Consider the following 16244-nt stretch of genomic DNA (forward strand, 5'->3'; position numbering starts at 1 on the left):
AAAGGCCCCGGCGGAACACTCCGCCGGGGCCTTTTTCACTCACGCACTCATCGATCAGTCGGCGAAGCCGGTCCTGCAGACCACATAATCCAGCGCCGGAATATCCAGAGCCAGCGTTCCGGACGCATTGCCTGCCATCGGGCAGACGCCGGCGAGGCTTTCCCACACACCGGCACGGCCATCGACTTCGACCCGGATGGTTTGGGCCGCGGTTTCGCCGTTATAGGCAATCACGTATTCCTCACCCGTCTCGTAATCGACACGGCTCATTACCAGCAGGCTGTCCTCATTATCGGCATGGCGGACGATCTGCTCGCCGCGGCGCAAGGTCCGATGGGTCTGGCGCAGCTCCGCCATGGAAGCGATGGCCTGGTAAAGCGGGTGCTCGCGGTCGAAATTGCGATCGGCCGTCGAGGCATCGGTGCCGACAAGGTTGTTGTCATTGTACTCGTCGGTCGTGCTGGCGAACATGTCCTCGCGCGCCAGCTGGTCGCCGCCATCGGATACAAAGCCCTGCTCGTCGCCATAATAGATGGTCGGCGTGCCGCGCGAGAAAAACATCAAGGCGTTCGCCAGGCGCAGCCGCGCGAACATCTCCGCATCGGACATGTCCGGGTGCGTCTCGCGCAGGAAGCCGGCCATCCGCCCCATATCGTGATTGCCAAGGAAGGTTGGCAGGGTGGAGGCCGTCGCAAACCCGCCCTCAAGGACAGCGTCGATCCGGAACAAGTCCTGGAATGTATCGCCCGGCTCGCCGTCGACAACGAAGCCGCGAGCTGTGCCCTGGAAGGCAAAGTCCAGATAGGCCGGCAGGCCAGCCTCGCTGATATAGCGCGCCAATTGCCCGGCATCGAACTCATAGACCTCGCCGAACATGTGGAAGTGCTCGATTCCCTCCGATCGCGCGTGGTCCATGATTTCATCAGAAAAGCGGACCCAGAATTCCGGTTGGACATGTTTGGCAGTGTCGATCCGGAATCCGTCGACACGGAACTCGGTGATCCAGTCCTTGTAGATGTCGATCATCCCGTCGAGAACGCGCGGATGCTCGGTGTTGAGATCATCGAGTCCGGAAAAATCGCCATAAAGCTCGCTCTCGCCGAACCAGAAACTCTCGCCGCGATTGTGATAGAGGGTCGCATCATTCAGCCAGTCCGGCGTGCGGACAGGGGCGCCGTCGGGCAGGTAGGGAGTGTAGGCCCAGTTCGGATCGGTCAGACGAGCATAATTCGCCGCCGTTTGGTTGACCGGATCGTCTCCGACAAACCCCTCATTGATTGGCGCCCCGTCCGGACCGCCCTGCGTGGTCCAGGGGTAGTCACCGATCCGGCGATAGGGGCACTGGCCCTGTGGATCGATATAGAGCGGCGAGTCCGGGTCGTGGCACTCGCGGTAGGCAAATACATCGGCCGTATGGTTTGTGATGATGTCCATATAGACGCGCATGCCGCGCGCATGGGCCGCTTGGACAAAGGTCCGGAACTCATCCCGCGAACCGAGATGAGCGTCCGGCCGCGTGAAGTCGGTGATCCAGTAACCGTGATAGGCCGAGGACTCCTGGCCCGGCCCGCCCTGGACCGCCTGGTTCTGGAATATGGGCGTCAGCCAGATCGCCGTCGCGCCAAGCCCCTGAATATAGTCGAGCTGCTGCGTCAGGCCGGCCAGATCGCCACCATGGTAAAAGCCCCGCGCTGTCGGATCATAGCCATGCTGCAGCCGGTCACCGTCGAGCCCGCCCTGATCGTTCGAGGTGTCGCCATTCTCGAACCGGTCCGGCATGACGAAATAGATGATCTCGTCGGCCGCAGATCGGTCACTGATTTCAATTGGTGTCGGCGCATTTTCGGGCTGGCCTGCCGCGCAGGCCGTAAGGCAAGTCGCGGCCAGCAAGCCGGTCGTCAGTTTCGAAATTTGCGAACTCATGACAATGCGCCTCCCCGCGCTCTATTTTATTATATACCCATGCTATCGCCACTACACCGCCTCTCGCAAGAGGCAGATGCCCGAACATAATTGCATAAATTTGCAAGATATGGGCACACTGTCGAAAACCTGTGGGAGGACATCATGATCTTACGCCAACCGCGATTCGCGGCCGGCTTGGCCGTAGCCCTGTTGACGCTGGCTGCCTGCAATGCCCCGCCGGCCCGGGGGCAGGACCAATCCCTGCCCGGACCTGACAGTCCGATCTTGGCAGACATCATAGCGGAACCCGTCGCCATTGCCTCGCCGGACGGTCGCCTGAGCATCGAATTCTGGAGCGAAGCCGGCCTGCCACGCTATCGCGTCCGGCGCGATGGTGAGGATGTCATCTCACCGTCCATGCTGGGACTGCGCTTTGCCGTGGCTGGCAATCTCGAGCGCCAGTTGTGGCTGGTTGACAGTGAGATGTCGGGCTCCCAATCGAGCTGGGAATTGCCCTGGGGCGAGCGTCGGGTTGTCGAAGATCATCACAATGAACTGCGGGTCAGCTTCCGGCATGAAGACGATGCCGACCGCGGCTTTGACGTCCGGGTACGTATCTTCGATGACGGGCTGGGCTTTCGCTATGAGGTCCCTGTCCCGGACGGCGAGCACCGTGCAATCGTCGACGAGGTGACCAGCTTCGCCATGCCGCAGGACAGCGAGACCTGGTGGACCCCGGCGGCCGATTATAACCGCTATGAATATGTCTATCGCACCACGCCCCTGATCGAGGTCGATACAGCCCATACGCCCTTTACCGCCCGCCTGCCCGATGACGGTGTCCACGTCGCGATCCACGAGGCGGCCCTGGTCGATTACTCCGGCATGCGCCTGGACCAGCAGCGCGAGGGTGTCCTGACGGCGGAACTGGCACCGGGGCCTGACGGGATTGCCGTCCACAAGGATGGCGCCTTCACCACGCCTTGGCGCACGATCCAGGTGGCGGAGGAGGCCGTCGGCCTCATCAATTCCGACCTTATCCTCAATCTGAACGAACCCAATGTGCTGGGCGATGTCAGCTGGGTCGAACCGGGCAAATATATCGGCATCTGGTGGGGCATGCACATCAACACGATGACATGGGGCTCCGGACCCATGCACGGCGCCACGACGGATAACGCCATCGAGTATCTGGACTTTGCCGCCGATAACGGTTTCGCCGGCGTTCTGATCGAGGGCTGGAATATCGGCTGGGACGGCGACTGGTTCAACAATGGCGCCCTGTTCTCGTTTACCGAGTCCTACCCCGACTTCGACATCGAGGCGGTTACCGACTACGCCCGGACACGCGGCGTCCGTTTGATCGGTCATCACGAAACCTCGGGCCATCTGACCAATTACGAAAACCAGATGGAAGACGCGTTCGACCTTTACGAGCGCGTTGGCGTCACCCAGGTGAAGACCGGCTATGTTGCCGATGCCGGCAATCTCATCCGCATCGATGAAACAGGCGAAGAACGCCATGAATGGCATTACGGACAATATGCCGTGAACCATCATATCCGCGTGCTCGAAGCCGCGGCCGCGCGCCACATCTCGATCAACCCGCACGAGCCGGTGAAGGATACCGGCCTTCGTCGCACCTATCCGAACTGGATTTCCCGCGAAGGCGTCCGGGGACAGGAATTCAATGCCTGGGGCGTTCCGCCGAATCCGCCGGAACACACTGCCATGCTGGCCTTCACCCGCATGCTGGCCGGGCCTGCGGATTTCACGCCTGGCATTTTCGACCTGACCTTCAACGGCCCTGACAGTCCCAACCGGGTGCAGACGACCCTGGCCCGCCAGTTGGCGCTCTATGTGGTCCTCTACAGCCCCATCCAGATGGCGGCTGACCTGCCCGAGAACTATGTCGCCAACCCCGAACCTTTCCAGTTCATCCGCGATGTCCCGACTGATTGGGAAGAGTCGATTGCGCTGCAGGGCGACGTCGGTGATTTCATCGTCACCGCACGCCAGGAGCGCGGCGGCGCCGATTGGTATCTCGGCGCAGCGACAGACGAAGCCGAACGCACCGTAACGGTCCCGCTCGACTTCCTCGAACCCGGCCGCAATTATACCGCGCAGATCTATCGGGATGGCCCGGATGCCCACTGGCACGACAACCCGTACGATGTCGCCATTGAAAGCCGCGAGGTCGATGCCGGCACGACGCTCGAACTGTGGTTGGCGGCAGGCGGCGGTGCGGCCGTCCGCCTCGTCTCATCGGAGTAGGGCCATGCGTGCATTGGCGCTCCTGGCCCTTTTGTCCCTTGCAACTCCGGCTCTCGCCCAGCCAGCCGAGGCCGGGGAGGTCATCCGGCTTGACCCGATCGGCAGCGAGCAGTTGGAGGCGCGACCAATCTCGATCTATCTGCCCCCAGGTTATGACACGGGCATGGAGACCTATCCGGTCATTTACGCGATGGACGGACAAAACCTGTTCGAACCCGGATACTCCTATGCCGGGGTCGAGTGGGGTTTGGATGAAGAGATGGACCGCCTGATCGCGGAAGGGCGCATTCGCCCGGCCATCATTGTCGGAATTTGGAACACCCCGGCGCGCGCTCGCGAGTACGCGCCCCGGCAGGTTTTTGACACTTTTTCCGAGGCGAGCCGGTCTCGCGCCCTGGAAGCCTGGGGCGGCCTTCCGGTTTCCGACATCTTCCTGACCTTTCTCGCCGAAGACCTGAAACCATATATTGATCGCAACTATCGGACGCGACCGGGCCCTGACGCGACCGCCTTGATGGGCTCGAGCATGGGTGGGTTAATCTCGTTTTACGGCCTGACCCGATACCCGGAGACCTTCGGCTCGGCCGCAGGCCTGTCGACCCATTGGCCGATTTACGCCGATGCCTGCCACCAGGACCCAGCGGTCGCTGATGCCTGGCGCGAGCAAGCCCTGCTGGCCTGGGCGGAATATCTGGACACGACACACCTGGATCCTCAAACACACCGGATCTGGTTCGATCATGGCAGTATCAATCTCGACTCGCTCTACCCGCCCTACCAGTCTGCCATCGACGCTATAATGGCGGAGCAAGGCTTTATCGGCTCTGCAAACTATCGCTCAACACTGTATGAAGGGGCCGACCACAACGAGGCGGCCTGGCATGCTCGCCTTGCCGATCCGCTGACCTTCCTGTTGGGTGTCGAGGCGGCCGCGAACCCCGCTTCCCGCATGCCACAGTAAAGAGGCCCTACGACGCGAGATGGTGGAAGACGGATTTCCCGGTGTTGAAGCCGTGGCCGAATTCGCAGGCGTCGACCGCGTGCGCTTCGACACCGAAATACAGCCTGTCGGCGAACCGGTCATACTACGGGGACTGGTCTCTGACTGGCCCCTGGTTCAGGCCGGCAGGCAGGGATCGACCGACCTCGCGGACCATCTCAAAGCCGTGGCGCCTGACTGCCCTGTCCGGACCTTTCGTCAGCCAAACGCCGCCGGCACCCGCTTTTTCTACAAGCCTGATTTCAGCGGCTTTACCTTCGATGTTGAAACGCCACCATTGAGCGAATTGCTGGACGGGCTGCTGGCTGGCGCACTCCAAGATTCAGCGCTGGACGATGCGGTTTTTGCCGGCGGCGTACCGGTGCGGGATGCTCTGGCACCGATTGCCCGTGACAATCCGATGCCCCTGCTCGATCCCGCAGTCGAACGGCTGACATCCTTGTGGATCGGCAATCGAACCCGTACTGCGCCGCATTGGGATCTACCGCAGAATCTTGCCTGCGCGATCTCGGGTCGACGGCGTTTCCTTCTGTTTCCGATTGAGCAATTGGCCAATCTTTATATCGGTCCGCTGGATCTGACCCTGGCTGGCCAACCTGTCAGTCTGGTGGATCCACGCGAACCCGACCTGGAACGCTTTCCACGCTTCCCCGAGGCCATGCGACACGCCCGGGTCGCCGAGCTGGAACCTGGCGATGCGCTCTACATGCCGTCAATGCAGGTGCACTATGTCGAAACGCTGGATCCGTTCGGCGTGATGATGAACTTCTGGTGGCGCGACGGCCCGGAACATCTGGCCACGCCATTCATGACCCTGCTGCACGGCCTTCTGACCCTTCGCGGCATGCCGGCGCGCGAACGCCAGGCCTGGAAACTCATCTTCGATCGCTATCTCTTCCAGGACGACGAAGACCCGATGGATCACCTGCCGGCGACCGCACGCGGCTTGTTCGGCGATCCGACACCAGAGAACCTCGCCCGCATCCGGGCCATCTTGGGGCGCTCCCTGGGACGCTGACGACCGTCAGGGAACCCGTATACCACGCGCCGCTTCCAGGATTTCATACCAGTCCTGAACGTCCATTTCGATCGCTGCCAGTTCGCTCACCTGGCGCTGGAGACGCTCGATACTGGCGGTGCCGAGAATTGGCGTCACGCCCATACGCCGCAACCAGGCCAGGACAAGCGAATCGATGCCGGGCGCTCCGGAATACCGGGTCCGCATCGCTTCAAGACAAGTGCGGAGCCGGCGGGACGCGGCGTCATCGCCCACGAACAACCGGCTGCCCCCGAGCGGTGACCAGGCGAGCAAGACCATCGCCCTGCGCCGCGCCTGATCCAATTGTCCATTGTCCAACGCGTCCGCGTGGAAGGGCGAGACTTCAACCTGGTTGGCAATTGGGTGGACCCGGCCGGATTCCGTCACCGCATCGACTTGATGCACCGAAAAATTGGACACGCCACAAGCGGCAATCTTTCCACTCTCGATCAAGTCTGCCAGCGCGCCGGCCGTCTCTTCGACCTGCATCAGATAATCGGGGCGATGCAGGAGGTAGAGATCAATTTGTTCGACGCCCAGCCTCGCCAGAGACGCGTCGACCTGCTGGTGCAGCCAGGCCGCATCGGAGCGATAATGGTGAAGCCGGACCCCGGGCTGCCCGGGCGAAGCGAACCGCACGCCGCACTTTGATATTACCCGCAGTCGACCCCGCTCAGACGCGGTGAGGTGCTGCAGGGCCTGACCGTGAAGCGCCTCCACCGCACCGTCATCATAGATGTCAGCGTGATCGACCCAGTCGACCCCGTTGTCCAGGCAGGTCGAGATCATGCGGGCAAAGCCCGGCGCCGTCGCCGTATCCTGCCCATGCCGCGCTCGCATGGCGCCCCAGATCGCCGGTGCCTCTTGCAATGACATCACCACAACCTCCTAAAATAACATCATTATTATAGCCTGCCGGGTCACATTGGATAGCCGCGGCAGACCTCGCAGATCGTGACACCAGGAAGGGTCTGGTCTGAGGGTCGGGTGAAACACCTAGCCCTATCGAGGGCTCGCTCCAGTCGGCATCGGGAAAGCAGAACTGGGCGGTGCCTCTACACGGCCAGCCTCAGAAGGCTGCACCCAATAGCGTCAGCCTTTTATGCCAGAAAGCCAGCCTGGATGGCCTTAACGACAACTTCGGTCCGGTTGCGGGCATCGAGTTTCAGGGAGAGAGAGCGCAGGTGGAGCTTCACTGTCGTTTCCTGGATTTCGAGACTGCGGGCAATTTCCTTGTTGGCCTCGCCCCGTTGCAGGCAGAACAGGACTTCACGTTCGCGCGGCGTCAGCGAGGCGGGCTCATTTTCCGGATCGGTCGTGTGATGGATGGGCGAAAACACCTGGCCGGCAAGGATGAGCCGGACAGCCGCGACCAGACCATCGGCCGGCATTGTTTTCGGGATGAAGCCCCTGGCACCATTTTCCAGCAACATCTGAACCTCCATCGGCGAAGCCATGCCGGACAGGATCGCGACCGGCTGGTCGGCATGTCGTTTCATCAGGTCCCTGACATCCTGGACACCCGCGATTCCCGGCATTCTCAGATCCAACAGGACGAGGTCATATCGGTTGCCATCCGACAAGGAACGCTCAACCTCGTTGCCGGACCGGACCAGCTCAACCTCGGCGTCCGGAATGTCGTTCTCCAACAGGGCGCGAACAGCGTCGAGGACGAGATCATGATCGTCGGCAATGAGAATTTTCATGCTCTGTTTCCTGTGTTCGGTCCTGGTCGACCTGGTCGTCCACCGGCGCACCGATGGTCTCAATCAGATCGTCGAGTGAAGCCGGTTTGGCAAGCGTGGCGGCGAGCCCGACCGGCAATGGCGGTTGCAGCGCGCCCGAGCACATCACGATACGGGTGTCCGAGCGGATGGCCAGCAGGGCGCGCACCAGCTCGTCGCCTGACATTTGCGGCATCCGCCGGTCGGTGACCACCACTCCAAAAGCCTTGGGGGCGGCCCTGAAGACTTTCAGCGCTTCGACGGGGTCCGTAAAGCCGACCGGGTCCCAGCCAGCGCGTTTGGCCGCCTCGCAGACGACATTCATCAAGGTCTCGTCATCATCAATGACGAGTGCACCGGTGGCATGACTGACCGCGCCCTCGCTGTCGTCAGCCGCAGCCGGTACAGCGATTCCGGCCATCTGGAGCGGCAGATCGACCACAAAGACCGTGCCTTCTGCCGGACGGCTATAGGAGGCAACGCAGGCCTCCTGGCCGGTCAGCAGTGCGTCGATCGTGGCAAGACCCAGCCCGCGCCCGCGCCCCTTGCTGGACTGAAAGGGTGTGAAGGCCTGGTCGAGGGCCTCCTGGGGCATCCCATTGCCATCATCCTGGACCACCAGGCGGGCGGCCGGATAATGGCGCAGTTCGCCGCGATGATTGGTGGCTGACGGCTGGAAGGGAAGCTCGACCGGCTCGGCTTTGTCGATGCGCAGGGTGCGCACCGTGACCGTTCCGCCTGGCCCGAGTGCCTCGCGGGCATTCTTCAACAGATTGGCAACGAGGCGTGCGAACAGGGTGGGGTCGGTTTCACACACCAGTCGCTCGTCACTGGCGGCGAGCTCGAGACGATACGGCGCACTGAACTGGTTGGACATCATTTCCGCGACGTCGCGAACAATCTCGTCAATGGCCCGCGCTTCGCGAACCGGCGTTGCATCGAAGGTGACCAGATCATCGACCAAATCATTGGCCTGGCGGCACGACGTCACGATCCGGTCGAACATCAGCTCGTCCTTGGGCGATGTATTGCTGTTCCGCAACAGGCGTGCGGACGCATTGATCGCGGTCAGGATATTGGCGAAGTCGTGGGCGACGGATGAGGCCATCCGCCCCAGCGCATCGCGGCGCTCTGCATCGGCCAGCATGGCCTGCAACTGTTCGCGCTGCCCTTCCCGACGCTTGTCGATCGCAATGTCACGGGTCACGCAGAGTATGCCGCCATCCGAAAGCGCAGTCAGGGAGAGGCTCTGATGGACTGACGAGCCATCCTGGGCACGCCCCGTCGCCTCGCCGCGCCAATACCCGTCGCGCGTGAAAGCGGGCATGACCTCGCGTTCGAAGACCGAAAGGACGTCGTCGCTGTAGAAGGTCGTCCACGACCGCCCGAGACAATCATCCACACTGGCATAGCCGAACATGCTCGCATGCATCGGGTTCATGTAGGTATATACGCCGGTCGCATCGGCGATCGCGACACCATCGGCAGAGACATCAATGGCCGTGCTCAGCCGCTGCACCTTGGCGGTCTCTTCACTCAGCCGTTCCTTGGCTTCATAGAGGCTTGCCGACTTGGCTTCGAGCACACGCTCAGCTTCACGGCGGGCGGCGGTTTCCCGGGCCAGCCGCCTTTCAAGCCTGCCAATCTGCTCGTCCTTGTCAGTCAGTGTTTCGTCCCAGACACGATCTCGAAGCGCGCTTCGCGCAACGGCTTGTCGGCATTGTCATTCCTGTGAACAACATATTCGTCGGCTTTGCCATAATGGTCCAGAGCGGCGAGGATCATGCCCTCACACAGGTCGGCCATTGGTCGGTTCGAATGATAGTCGACGACTAGACGCGTATTACCGTCGCGCGCCGTGACCAGGATCTCCGGTACTTCCGCATCCGGATAGAGTTTGCGCACATCGCGATGGATGACGCCGTGAATGCGCTCCATCAGATCGAACGGGTGGGTGATGCCCGGTTGCGCATGCGTAGAGATCAGGGCCGCAAAAAGCGAATTGCCGAAACCGACCAGAAGCTCTCTGGCCGACTGGCCGGTCAGCTCTGAAGTCTTCCCGACCAGTGTGAGCATTTCGGTGTGGTCGTAATAACCAACACTCGTATAGGCACCGCCGGACGGCAGCTCCACCTGATCCAGTACCTTGTCAACCAGAGCCTCGCCGAAAGTGCTTTCTGCGTGGTCGATGAACTGGCGGAAAACAACGCCCTTCATGTGTCTACCCTTCTTTTCAATCCCGGCGCCATTGTCGCGCGAGCGGGCGCGAAGACAACCTGACCATTCGGACAGGTAGGTCAGACCCAGTTCAACCGGTCGGCCCGGCCTGACCAGGCGAACAGGTACCCTGTCCGAACGATCAGGTCAGCCTGTCCACCTGCCGCTTAGAATGGGTCACCTGGTCAATATCGCTGCCCGGCGCCGGCTGCCAACTTCGGATCAACAAACAGATGACCCCGAGGAGGCAGCCATGCCCATCGCCAGTTTCGCTCTTGCTGCCGCCCAGATGGCGACGCCTGTCAGCCTGGACACCGGATTTGCCGTCAACCAGGCAATTGGGTTCCAGAAGGATGCGCAGGGCAACCGGGTTGTACTGTCCGGCACCAGCCAGCTGTCAGCCGGCACGTCCGGCGGCGGCACCCAGAGCCGGCTCATGCCCAGTTGGGGCGTGACCGCCACGACTAGCCAGGCGACGGCCATCGGCAATCTCGTTAGCGTCACGATCACCGGCAACAACAATACGGTTCAGCTCGACACCACCCAGATCAATCTCGGCAACCAGACCGCCATCGTCGGCGAGCTGCCGAACGTGTCGGGGAATTAGGATGAGCTGGATACCCGCCCTCAAAGCCGGTGTGTCGGCGCTCACCCTGTGCGCCATGACCGGCTGCGCCAGCCTCTCCGGCGACTTCCATGACCACATGGCCGGCTATACAGGCGCCAGGGTGATCGACAATTCGACCGCCTACTCGTCGGATCTGGACTGCCTGTCCCGGACCGCCATGGCCGGTCGCCCGCGGATTGCCGTGGGTGAGGTCAACGACCTGACCGGGCGGTTTTCCTCGCTCGACGGGACGGTGGCCACCCAGGGTACGGCCTTGATGGTGATGTCCGCGCTGGATCGGGCGGGCTTCCCGCTCGCCGAACGCCTCGACACGCGGGTCGCCCAGCAGGAGCTGGAATTCGCGAACAGTCGCCTGATCGGGCCGGATGGCCAACCGACAGAAAACTACCGCCGGGTCATGGCGGGCTCCATCGCCGGGAGCGACTACATCATTCTCGGCGGCGTCACAGAACTGAATTTCAATCTGCATTCCGGCGTCGCGGAAGCGCGTATCGGACCGCTGATTGGCGGCCGTCGCCACTATGCGATGACCGTTGGCCTGGACCTTCGCCTGGTCGATGCGACTGACCTTCGTGTCATCGACATCGTCAGCCAGAGCAAGGTGATCCGCGGACACGAGATCCGCGCCGGCGTGTTTGAATTCATTGGCGACACAACGCTGGACATTGGCATGGGCGAACGCGTCCAGGAGCCGGTCCACACCGCCATCCGAACGATTGTCGAAAGCGCCGTTTTCGACCTCGTCTCAGGCCTTGCCGGCCCCGCCGCGCAAACCTGTTCAACCGCAGGGACAGCCACGACCGGCACCCCTGTTTCCTTCCAGACCCCCAATTCCGGAGATTAATCATGAAACGGTCTGTTCTTCTCGCCACCGCCCTGGTGGTCCTGTCCGGTCCTGCAGCTTTTGCTCAAGCGACCGATTCCCTCGTCGATGTCGATCTGGGCCTGGGCGATCTCGCCGACGCCACTGTTGATCTCGGCGGTGACAACCTGGTTGATGCCGGCGTTGATCTCGGCGGCGCGGATATCCTCGACGCCACGATCGGCCTCGGTGGCGAAAGCCTCGTCGACGCCAATGTTGACCTCGGTGCCAGCAATGAAGCCGCCGCCAACGCCGTCGACTATGCTACGGGCCAGTCCAATTCCGGCAACCAGGACTCCTATCTGAACCTGATTGCGACCACCGTCGACGACGTCACCGGGACCTCCGCTTCGATCGGAAACTCCTATTCGCTCGAAGCCGCCGCAAATGTCAGCGCAGACCTGACCCAGGGCAATGAAGGCAATGCTGTTGCCGATGCCGACGCCGCCATCATGGCCATTGATACTGCGGCCATCACCGCGGCAGCGATCGGCAACACGGCATCCATCTCATCGCCGGCCTCGTTGATCGACATGACCGTTGACCAGAATAATCTCGGCAATCTGACGGCGGATCTGTCCGCAGTGTCGGGCGACGTGACGGACGTCAGCATGACCGCCGCTTCAATCGGCAACTCGCTGTCGGTCGAAGTACCGGGCGGCAGCTCGATCACCGCGGCGCAGCGCAATTCCGGCACCATGATTGCCGAACTCAACGGCTCGCTGGCCGGTTTCTCCGACGCTGCGGTCACCGCCGCTTCGATCGGCAATTCCTACAGCCTGACCAGCCTGAACAGCGCCATTGCCGGCAATGTCTCAAGCTCGGTCAATCAGTGGAACACGGCCGGCCAACTGTCTGTGCTCAACGCGACGATCGGCTACGGCACCGACGCAGCCGCCACAGCGGCTGCCATCGGCAACTCCGTCAGCATCAACGTCAATTGAGCCAGCGAAAGGCGCCGGACCTCCCCCCCTTTTGGGTCCGGCGCCTTTCAACCTTCACTTCCATACAGGGAAACATTGCGATGAAACCGATCCTGGTTGTCCAGAATGAGCCAATGATGACAACACTGTTGTGCCACCGCCTGACCATGAATGGTCATTCGGTGCTCACGGCGATCGACGGTCGCTCGGCCCTCGATCTGGTCAGCTGGGCCCGACCCAAGCTGGTCCTGGTCGACATGCTGTTGCCGGACATGCGCGGCCTGGACGTCCTGTCGCGCCTGAAGCACCAGCCGGCCACGGCCGATGTCCCGGTCATGATGCTGCTGCCCTATGCCCATGAAGGCGACACCGTGGCCGCCCTCGAGAGCGGGGCGCACGATTGCCTCGTCAAGCCAATCCAGCCACGTGAGCTGGTGGCGCGCATCGCTGGGGCGTTGTCTCGCCAGAAAGTCGCGGCATGAGCCTCCGATCCTGCTTGTTTGGCGGCCTGGTGGTGACCGGCCTGGTGGCCGGTTCCGCCATGGCTCAGCCTGAAGGCGACTGGACCGCCGATCTGGTGGTCGAGCACGCCGCCCTGTCGCGGACCGCGCTGGACGACTGGTCCGGGGCCGGGCTGCAAGTGGGCTACCGCAATGCCGACGCTCGCCTGACCTGGGGCCGCGCCGAATGGTCCCGCCGGTTCGGTACGCAGGACGTCTTTCTGCAGGCCGGTTTGCAGGACCAGTTTGCGGGCGGTGTCGCTTCGGTGGCGCTGGGCAGCGCATTCGGTGGCGATTTTCGCGAGGATGTCGATTTGCGCCTCGCCTGGACCCGACCCGCCTGGCGGCCTGCTCAAGGGACCGGCGGGACCGATTTGGACCTGACCGCCCGGTTCGCCGATTACGGCGATGGCGTGGTGACCGTGCTGGCACCTGGCCTTGTCCACTATCTGGCAGGTCACGATGCCTGGCTGTCAGTCTCGCCGATTTTCGTGCGTGCTTCCGGCGGCGATTGGGAAAGCGGTCTCGCCCTGCGCGGCGACACGGCCCTTGGCGCCAATTGGCGTATCCGCAGCGGGCTGAGCCTTGCGCCCGATATCGAGGCCGGCCGCGTGGCCCGTACCCGAAGTGTCGAGTTCGGCGTCCGCCGCGCCTTTGGACCGGACCGGGAAATCGGCTGGACCGTGTCGCAGGTCGACCGGTCTGGCAGCTATGCGCGCACAGGTATTGCCCTGTCCCTGCGCCAACGTTTCTGAGGACAATCATGCACTCGCTCGAATGGATATGGACGGCAGCTTCAATCTTTTGCACGCTTGGGCTCGGCCTTGTGGCCAGCGCCGCGGTCATCATTCTGTTCGAGCGCTGGCAGGCGCCGGTACGCGCCAGTCGGGATGCCTACCGCACGGCCTGCCTGCTGGATCATGTCGCCACCGGCGCGCCGCTGCCGCGGGTCAAAAGCCGTCGTTCTGCCCGGGCCTGGTCGCGGATCGCCCGCGAGCTGGCCGAGTTGCTGGCCGGCATGGAAGGAGACGCCCTGCGCCACCTGTCCGATCGCTTCGCCGCCCTGTCACCATCCCGCCAGCGACCGCTCTGCCTGCCCACCGTCCGGGGCGACGCCTCGCTGGGCCTGGCCATTGCCGATCTTGACAGGATGGCGACCTCCTCGCCGGTGGGCGAGCGCCGGAAAGCCTTGCGCGCGCTGGTTTGGCGCGGTCATCCCGATGCCACGACAACCTTTATCCGCGCCTTGCGCGATGACGACGCCGAAGTCCGCAGCCTCGCCCTGGCGGGCCTGGCCGACCTGCGCGTGACAGCCGCCGCCGACCGCATTGCCGAGATGCACAATGATCCGTCCTGGCGGGTGCGGGAGACCGCGCGGCGCGCCTTGCGGATGATCCATGAGCCTGCCCGTCAGGCCGAGCAGTCAGGAGTGATCCAATGGATATGATCATCAATTTCTTCGTATGGCCGGACGTGACCTTCCCGGTCACCTTTCTCATCCTGGCCAGCGCCCTGTTTCAGGACACACTCTACGCTGTGCTGATCGCGATCGCCGGTGTCACCCTGATGCGACGCCGCTTCGAACCGAATGCGCACAGATTGATGCGGCGGATCGGCCAGGAAGCGCCCCGGGTCAGTATCCTCGCGCCGGCCTATAATGAGGCCGAGACCGTGGTCGATTGCACCCGGGCCCTGCTGCGTCAGAACCACTCGAACTATGAAGTCATCGTGATCAATGACGGGTCGGGTGACGACACTTTGAACCGGTTGGTGCGGGCTTTCGATCTGAAACCGGCGGAACGCGAATGTTCGGACCGCCTGGACTTCACGCCGGTGCGCGCGGTCTACCACCGGCCCGGACCGGTCCCGCTCTGGGTGATCGACAAGGTCAATGGCGGCAAGGCCGACGCCCTCAATGCCGGCATTGCCCATGCGTCCGGCAGCCTCTTTTGCGCCATTGATGCCGATTCACTGCTGGAAGCCGACGCCCTGATCCGCACCAGCCAGCCCTTTCTCGACAATCCCGACACCGTTGCGGTGGCCGGCACGGTCCGTGTCGCCAATGGATGCCGGTTGCGGGAAGGCGCGGTCGAAGAAGCCGGCTTGCCGCGCCGCTTCCTGCCGCTCGTGCAGTCGCTGGAATATCTGCGCGCCTTCCTGGTCGCCCGTTTCGCCCTCAGCGAACTGGGCGCCCTGATGATCGTGTCCGGGGCTTTCGGCATGTTCGACCGGGCCCGCGTGGTCGAGGTCGGCGGCTATGATCCGCGCACGGTCGGCGAAGACGCCGAGCTGATCGTCCGCCTACACCGCGACGGTCGCGACAGCGACCGCCCCACCGTGGTGCGCTTCATTCCCGAACCGGTCTGCTGGACACAGGTTCCCGAGCGCCTGTCCGATCTGGCCGGCCAGCGCCGACGCTGGCAACGCGGCGCTCTGGAGACCCTGTGGCGCCACCGCGACGCCGCGCTTCGCCCCGGCTACGGCCTGCCGGGAACGCTGGGGCTTGGCAGCATGATCGTGATCGACGTGATCGGCCCCTGCCTGGAAGTGCTCGGCTATGCCTTGGCCTTCCTGCTTGCCGCCACAGGGCATATTTCCTGGAGCTGGTTCGCCGCCCTTTTCGCCCTTGTGTGCAGCTTCGGCTTCCTTTTGTCGGCCTCAGCCATCCTGCTGCAGGAGATTGAGCTACGCCGCACTGCCTCACTCAAGGCGATCGGCCAGTTGCTGTTCGCGGCGGCGATCGAGAATTTCGGCTATCGGCAGCTCAGCAATATCTGGCGCCTCGCCGGAACGATCGACTTCCTGAAAGGAAGCAAACATTGGGGCCACATCAAACGCTCCGCCTTCGACACGACAGAAACACCGACCTAGGCTGAAACCCAGGCCGAGGGTTGGCGGTATTTGGCGCAATCTGATCGCGGATTATAACTTGGCGCCCCGCATCGTGGCGCGGAATTGCGCCACACCTTGCAAGCCGTTGTCAGATTTACCCGCCATTTCAGGGAGTTTCCACTGACACGGCCGAATGCTTGAACGGTTCTCGCCGGTGCCCTCCCTAAAACCCAGCGCTCGCTACACCTACGCAGCCGAGCAGAAACCGGTGAAACTGGTCTAAATCAGATTGAGACCGACAAACCCGGTGAGCCAGAGCTACCAGGAGCCCACCTGCCAG

General features: G+C 62.7%; 15 protein-coding genes. 10 read left to right on the plus strand and 5 right to left on the minus strand.

All coding sequences use genetic code 11. The features are described 5' to 3' along the window. Window positions 1–54 precede the first annotated feature (54 nt). Entirely contained in the window at window positions 55–1923 is a 1869-nt protein-coding gene (locus MMAR10_RS14120; protein WP_011644669.1) for an alpha-amylase family glycosyl hydrolase, read from the minus strand. Between the two features lie 144 nt (window positions 1924–2067). Here MMAR10_RS14120 and MMAR10_RS14125 point away from each other — a divergent pair, with 144 nt between their 5' ends. The 3 genes from MMAR10_RS14125 to MMAR10_RS14135 are packed head-to-tail and all read left to right on the plus strand — an operon-like array spanning window position 2068 to window position 6197. Beyond that, on the plus strand, window positions 2068–4179 hold the full coding sequence (locus tag MMAR10_RS14125) for a glycoside hydrolase family 97 protein (protein WP_011644670.1): 2112 nt from the start codon (window positions 2068–2070) through the stop codon (window positions 4177–4179). A 4-nt stretch (window positions 4180–4183) separates the two neighbouring features. Continuing rightward, on the plus strand, window positions 4184–5140 hold the full coding sequence (locus MMAR10_RS14130) for an alpha/beta hydrolase (protein ID WP_011644671.1): 957 nt from the start codon (window positions 4184–4186) through the stop codon (window positions 5138–5140). A gap of 19 nt (window positions 5141–5159) precedes the next feature. After that, window positions 5160–6197, plus strand: a complete 1038-nt coding sequence (locus MMAR10_RS14135; protein WP_011644672.1) for a cupin-like domain-containing protein — start codon at window positions 5160–5162, stop codon at window positions 6195–6197. 6 nt (window positions 6198–6203) lie between these two features. Here MMAR10_RS14135 and MMAR10_RS14140 read toward each other — a convergent pair whose 3' ends face one another. From MMAR10_RS14140 to MMAR10_RS14155, 4 genes are all read right to left on the minus strand, one after another. Then, entirely contained in the window at window positions 6204–7094 is an 891-nt protein-coding gene (locus tag MMAR10_RS14140) for an aldo/keto reductase (RefSeq protein WP_011644673.1), read from the minus strand. A gap of 224 nt (window positions 7095–7318) precedes the next feature. Next, window positions 7319–7924 carry a response regulator transcription factor gene (locus tag MMAR10_RS14145; RefSeq protein WP_011644674.1) on the minus strand — a complete coding sequence of 202 codons (606 nt, stop codon included), beginning with the start codon at window positions 7922–7924 and terminating at the stop codon, window positions 7319–7321. Further along, window positions 7896–9527, minus strand: a complete 1632-nt coding sequence (locus MMAR10_RS14150) for an ATP-binding protein (protein ID WP_011644675.1) — start codon at window positions 9525–9527, stop codon at window positions 7896–7898. The genes MMAR10_RS14145 and MMAR10_RS14150 overlap by 29 nt, the downstream gene beginning before the upstream one ends. Window positions 9528–9604: 77 nt before the next feature. After that, window positions 9605–10159 (minus strand): heme NO-binding domain-containing protein, encoded by a 555-nt coding sequence (locus MMAR10_RS14155; RefSeq protein WP_011644676.1) that lies wholly within the window; start codon window positions 10157–10159, stop codon window positions 9605–9607. A gap of 253 nt (window positions 10160–10412) precedes the next feature. On the opposite strand from MMAR10_RS14155, the gene MMAR10_RS14160 reads away from it, so the two are divergent. The 7 genes from MMAR10_RS14160 (at window position 10413) to MMAR10_RS14190 (ending at window position 15943) form a co-directional block, all read left to right on the plus strand. Then, on the plus strand, window positions 10413–10766 hold the full coding sequence (locus MMAR10_RS14160) for a hypothetical protein (protein WP_150099795.1): 354 nt from the start codon (window positions 10413–10415) through the stop codon (window positions 10764–10766). A gap of 1 nt (window position 10767) precedes the next feature. After that, window positions 10768–11631, plus strand: a complete 864-nt coding sequence (locus MMAR10_RS14165) for a CsgG/HfaB family protein (protein WP_011644678.1) — start codon at window positions 10768–10770, stop codon at window positions 11629–11631. A 2-nt stretch (window positions 11632–11633) separates the two neighbouring features. Beyond that, window positions 11634–12593 (plus strand): hypothetical protein, encoded by a 960-nt coding sequence (locus MMAR10_RS14170; RefSeq protein ID WP_011644679.1) that lies wholly within the window; start codon window positions 11634–11636, stop codon window positions 12591–12593. Window positions 12594–12673: 80 nt separating this feature from the next. Then, a complete protein-coding gene (locus MMAR10_RS14175; RefSeq protein ID WP_011644680.1) occupies window positions 12674–13054 on the plus strand; it encodes a response regulator transcription factor in 381 nt (126 codons plus the stop codon). Then, window positions 13051–13827, plus strand: coding sequence for a YaiO family outer membrane beta-barrel protein (locus MMAR10_RS14180; protein ID WP_011644681.1), 777 nt, complete (start codon window positions 13051–13053; stop codon window positions 13825–13827). The genes MMAR10_RS14175 and MMAR10_RS14180 overlap by 4 nt, the downstream gene beginning before the upstream one ends. A gap of 8 nt (window positions 13828–13835) precedes the next feature. Further along, entirely contained in the window at window positions 13836–14519 is a 684-nt protein-coding gene (locus MMAR10_RS14185) for a HEAT repeat domain-containing protein (RefSeq protein ID WP_011644682.1), read from the plus strand. Continuing rightward, a complete protein-coding gene (locus MMAR10_RS14190) occupies window positions 14510–15943 on the plus strand; it encodes a glycosyltransferase family 2 protein (RefSeq protein WP_049755762.1) in 1434 nt (477 codons plus the stop codon). The genes MMAR10_RS14185 and MMAR10_RS14190 overlap by 10 nt, the downstream gene beginning before the upstream one ends. Window positions 15944–16244: the final 301 nt, after the last annotated feature.

Source organism: Maricaulis maris MCS10, assembly GCF_000014745.1.
GTDB classification, from domain to species: Bacteria; Pseudomonadota; Alphaproteobacteria; order Caulobacterales; family Maricaulaceae; genus Maricaulis; species Maricaulis maris_A.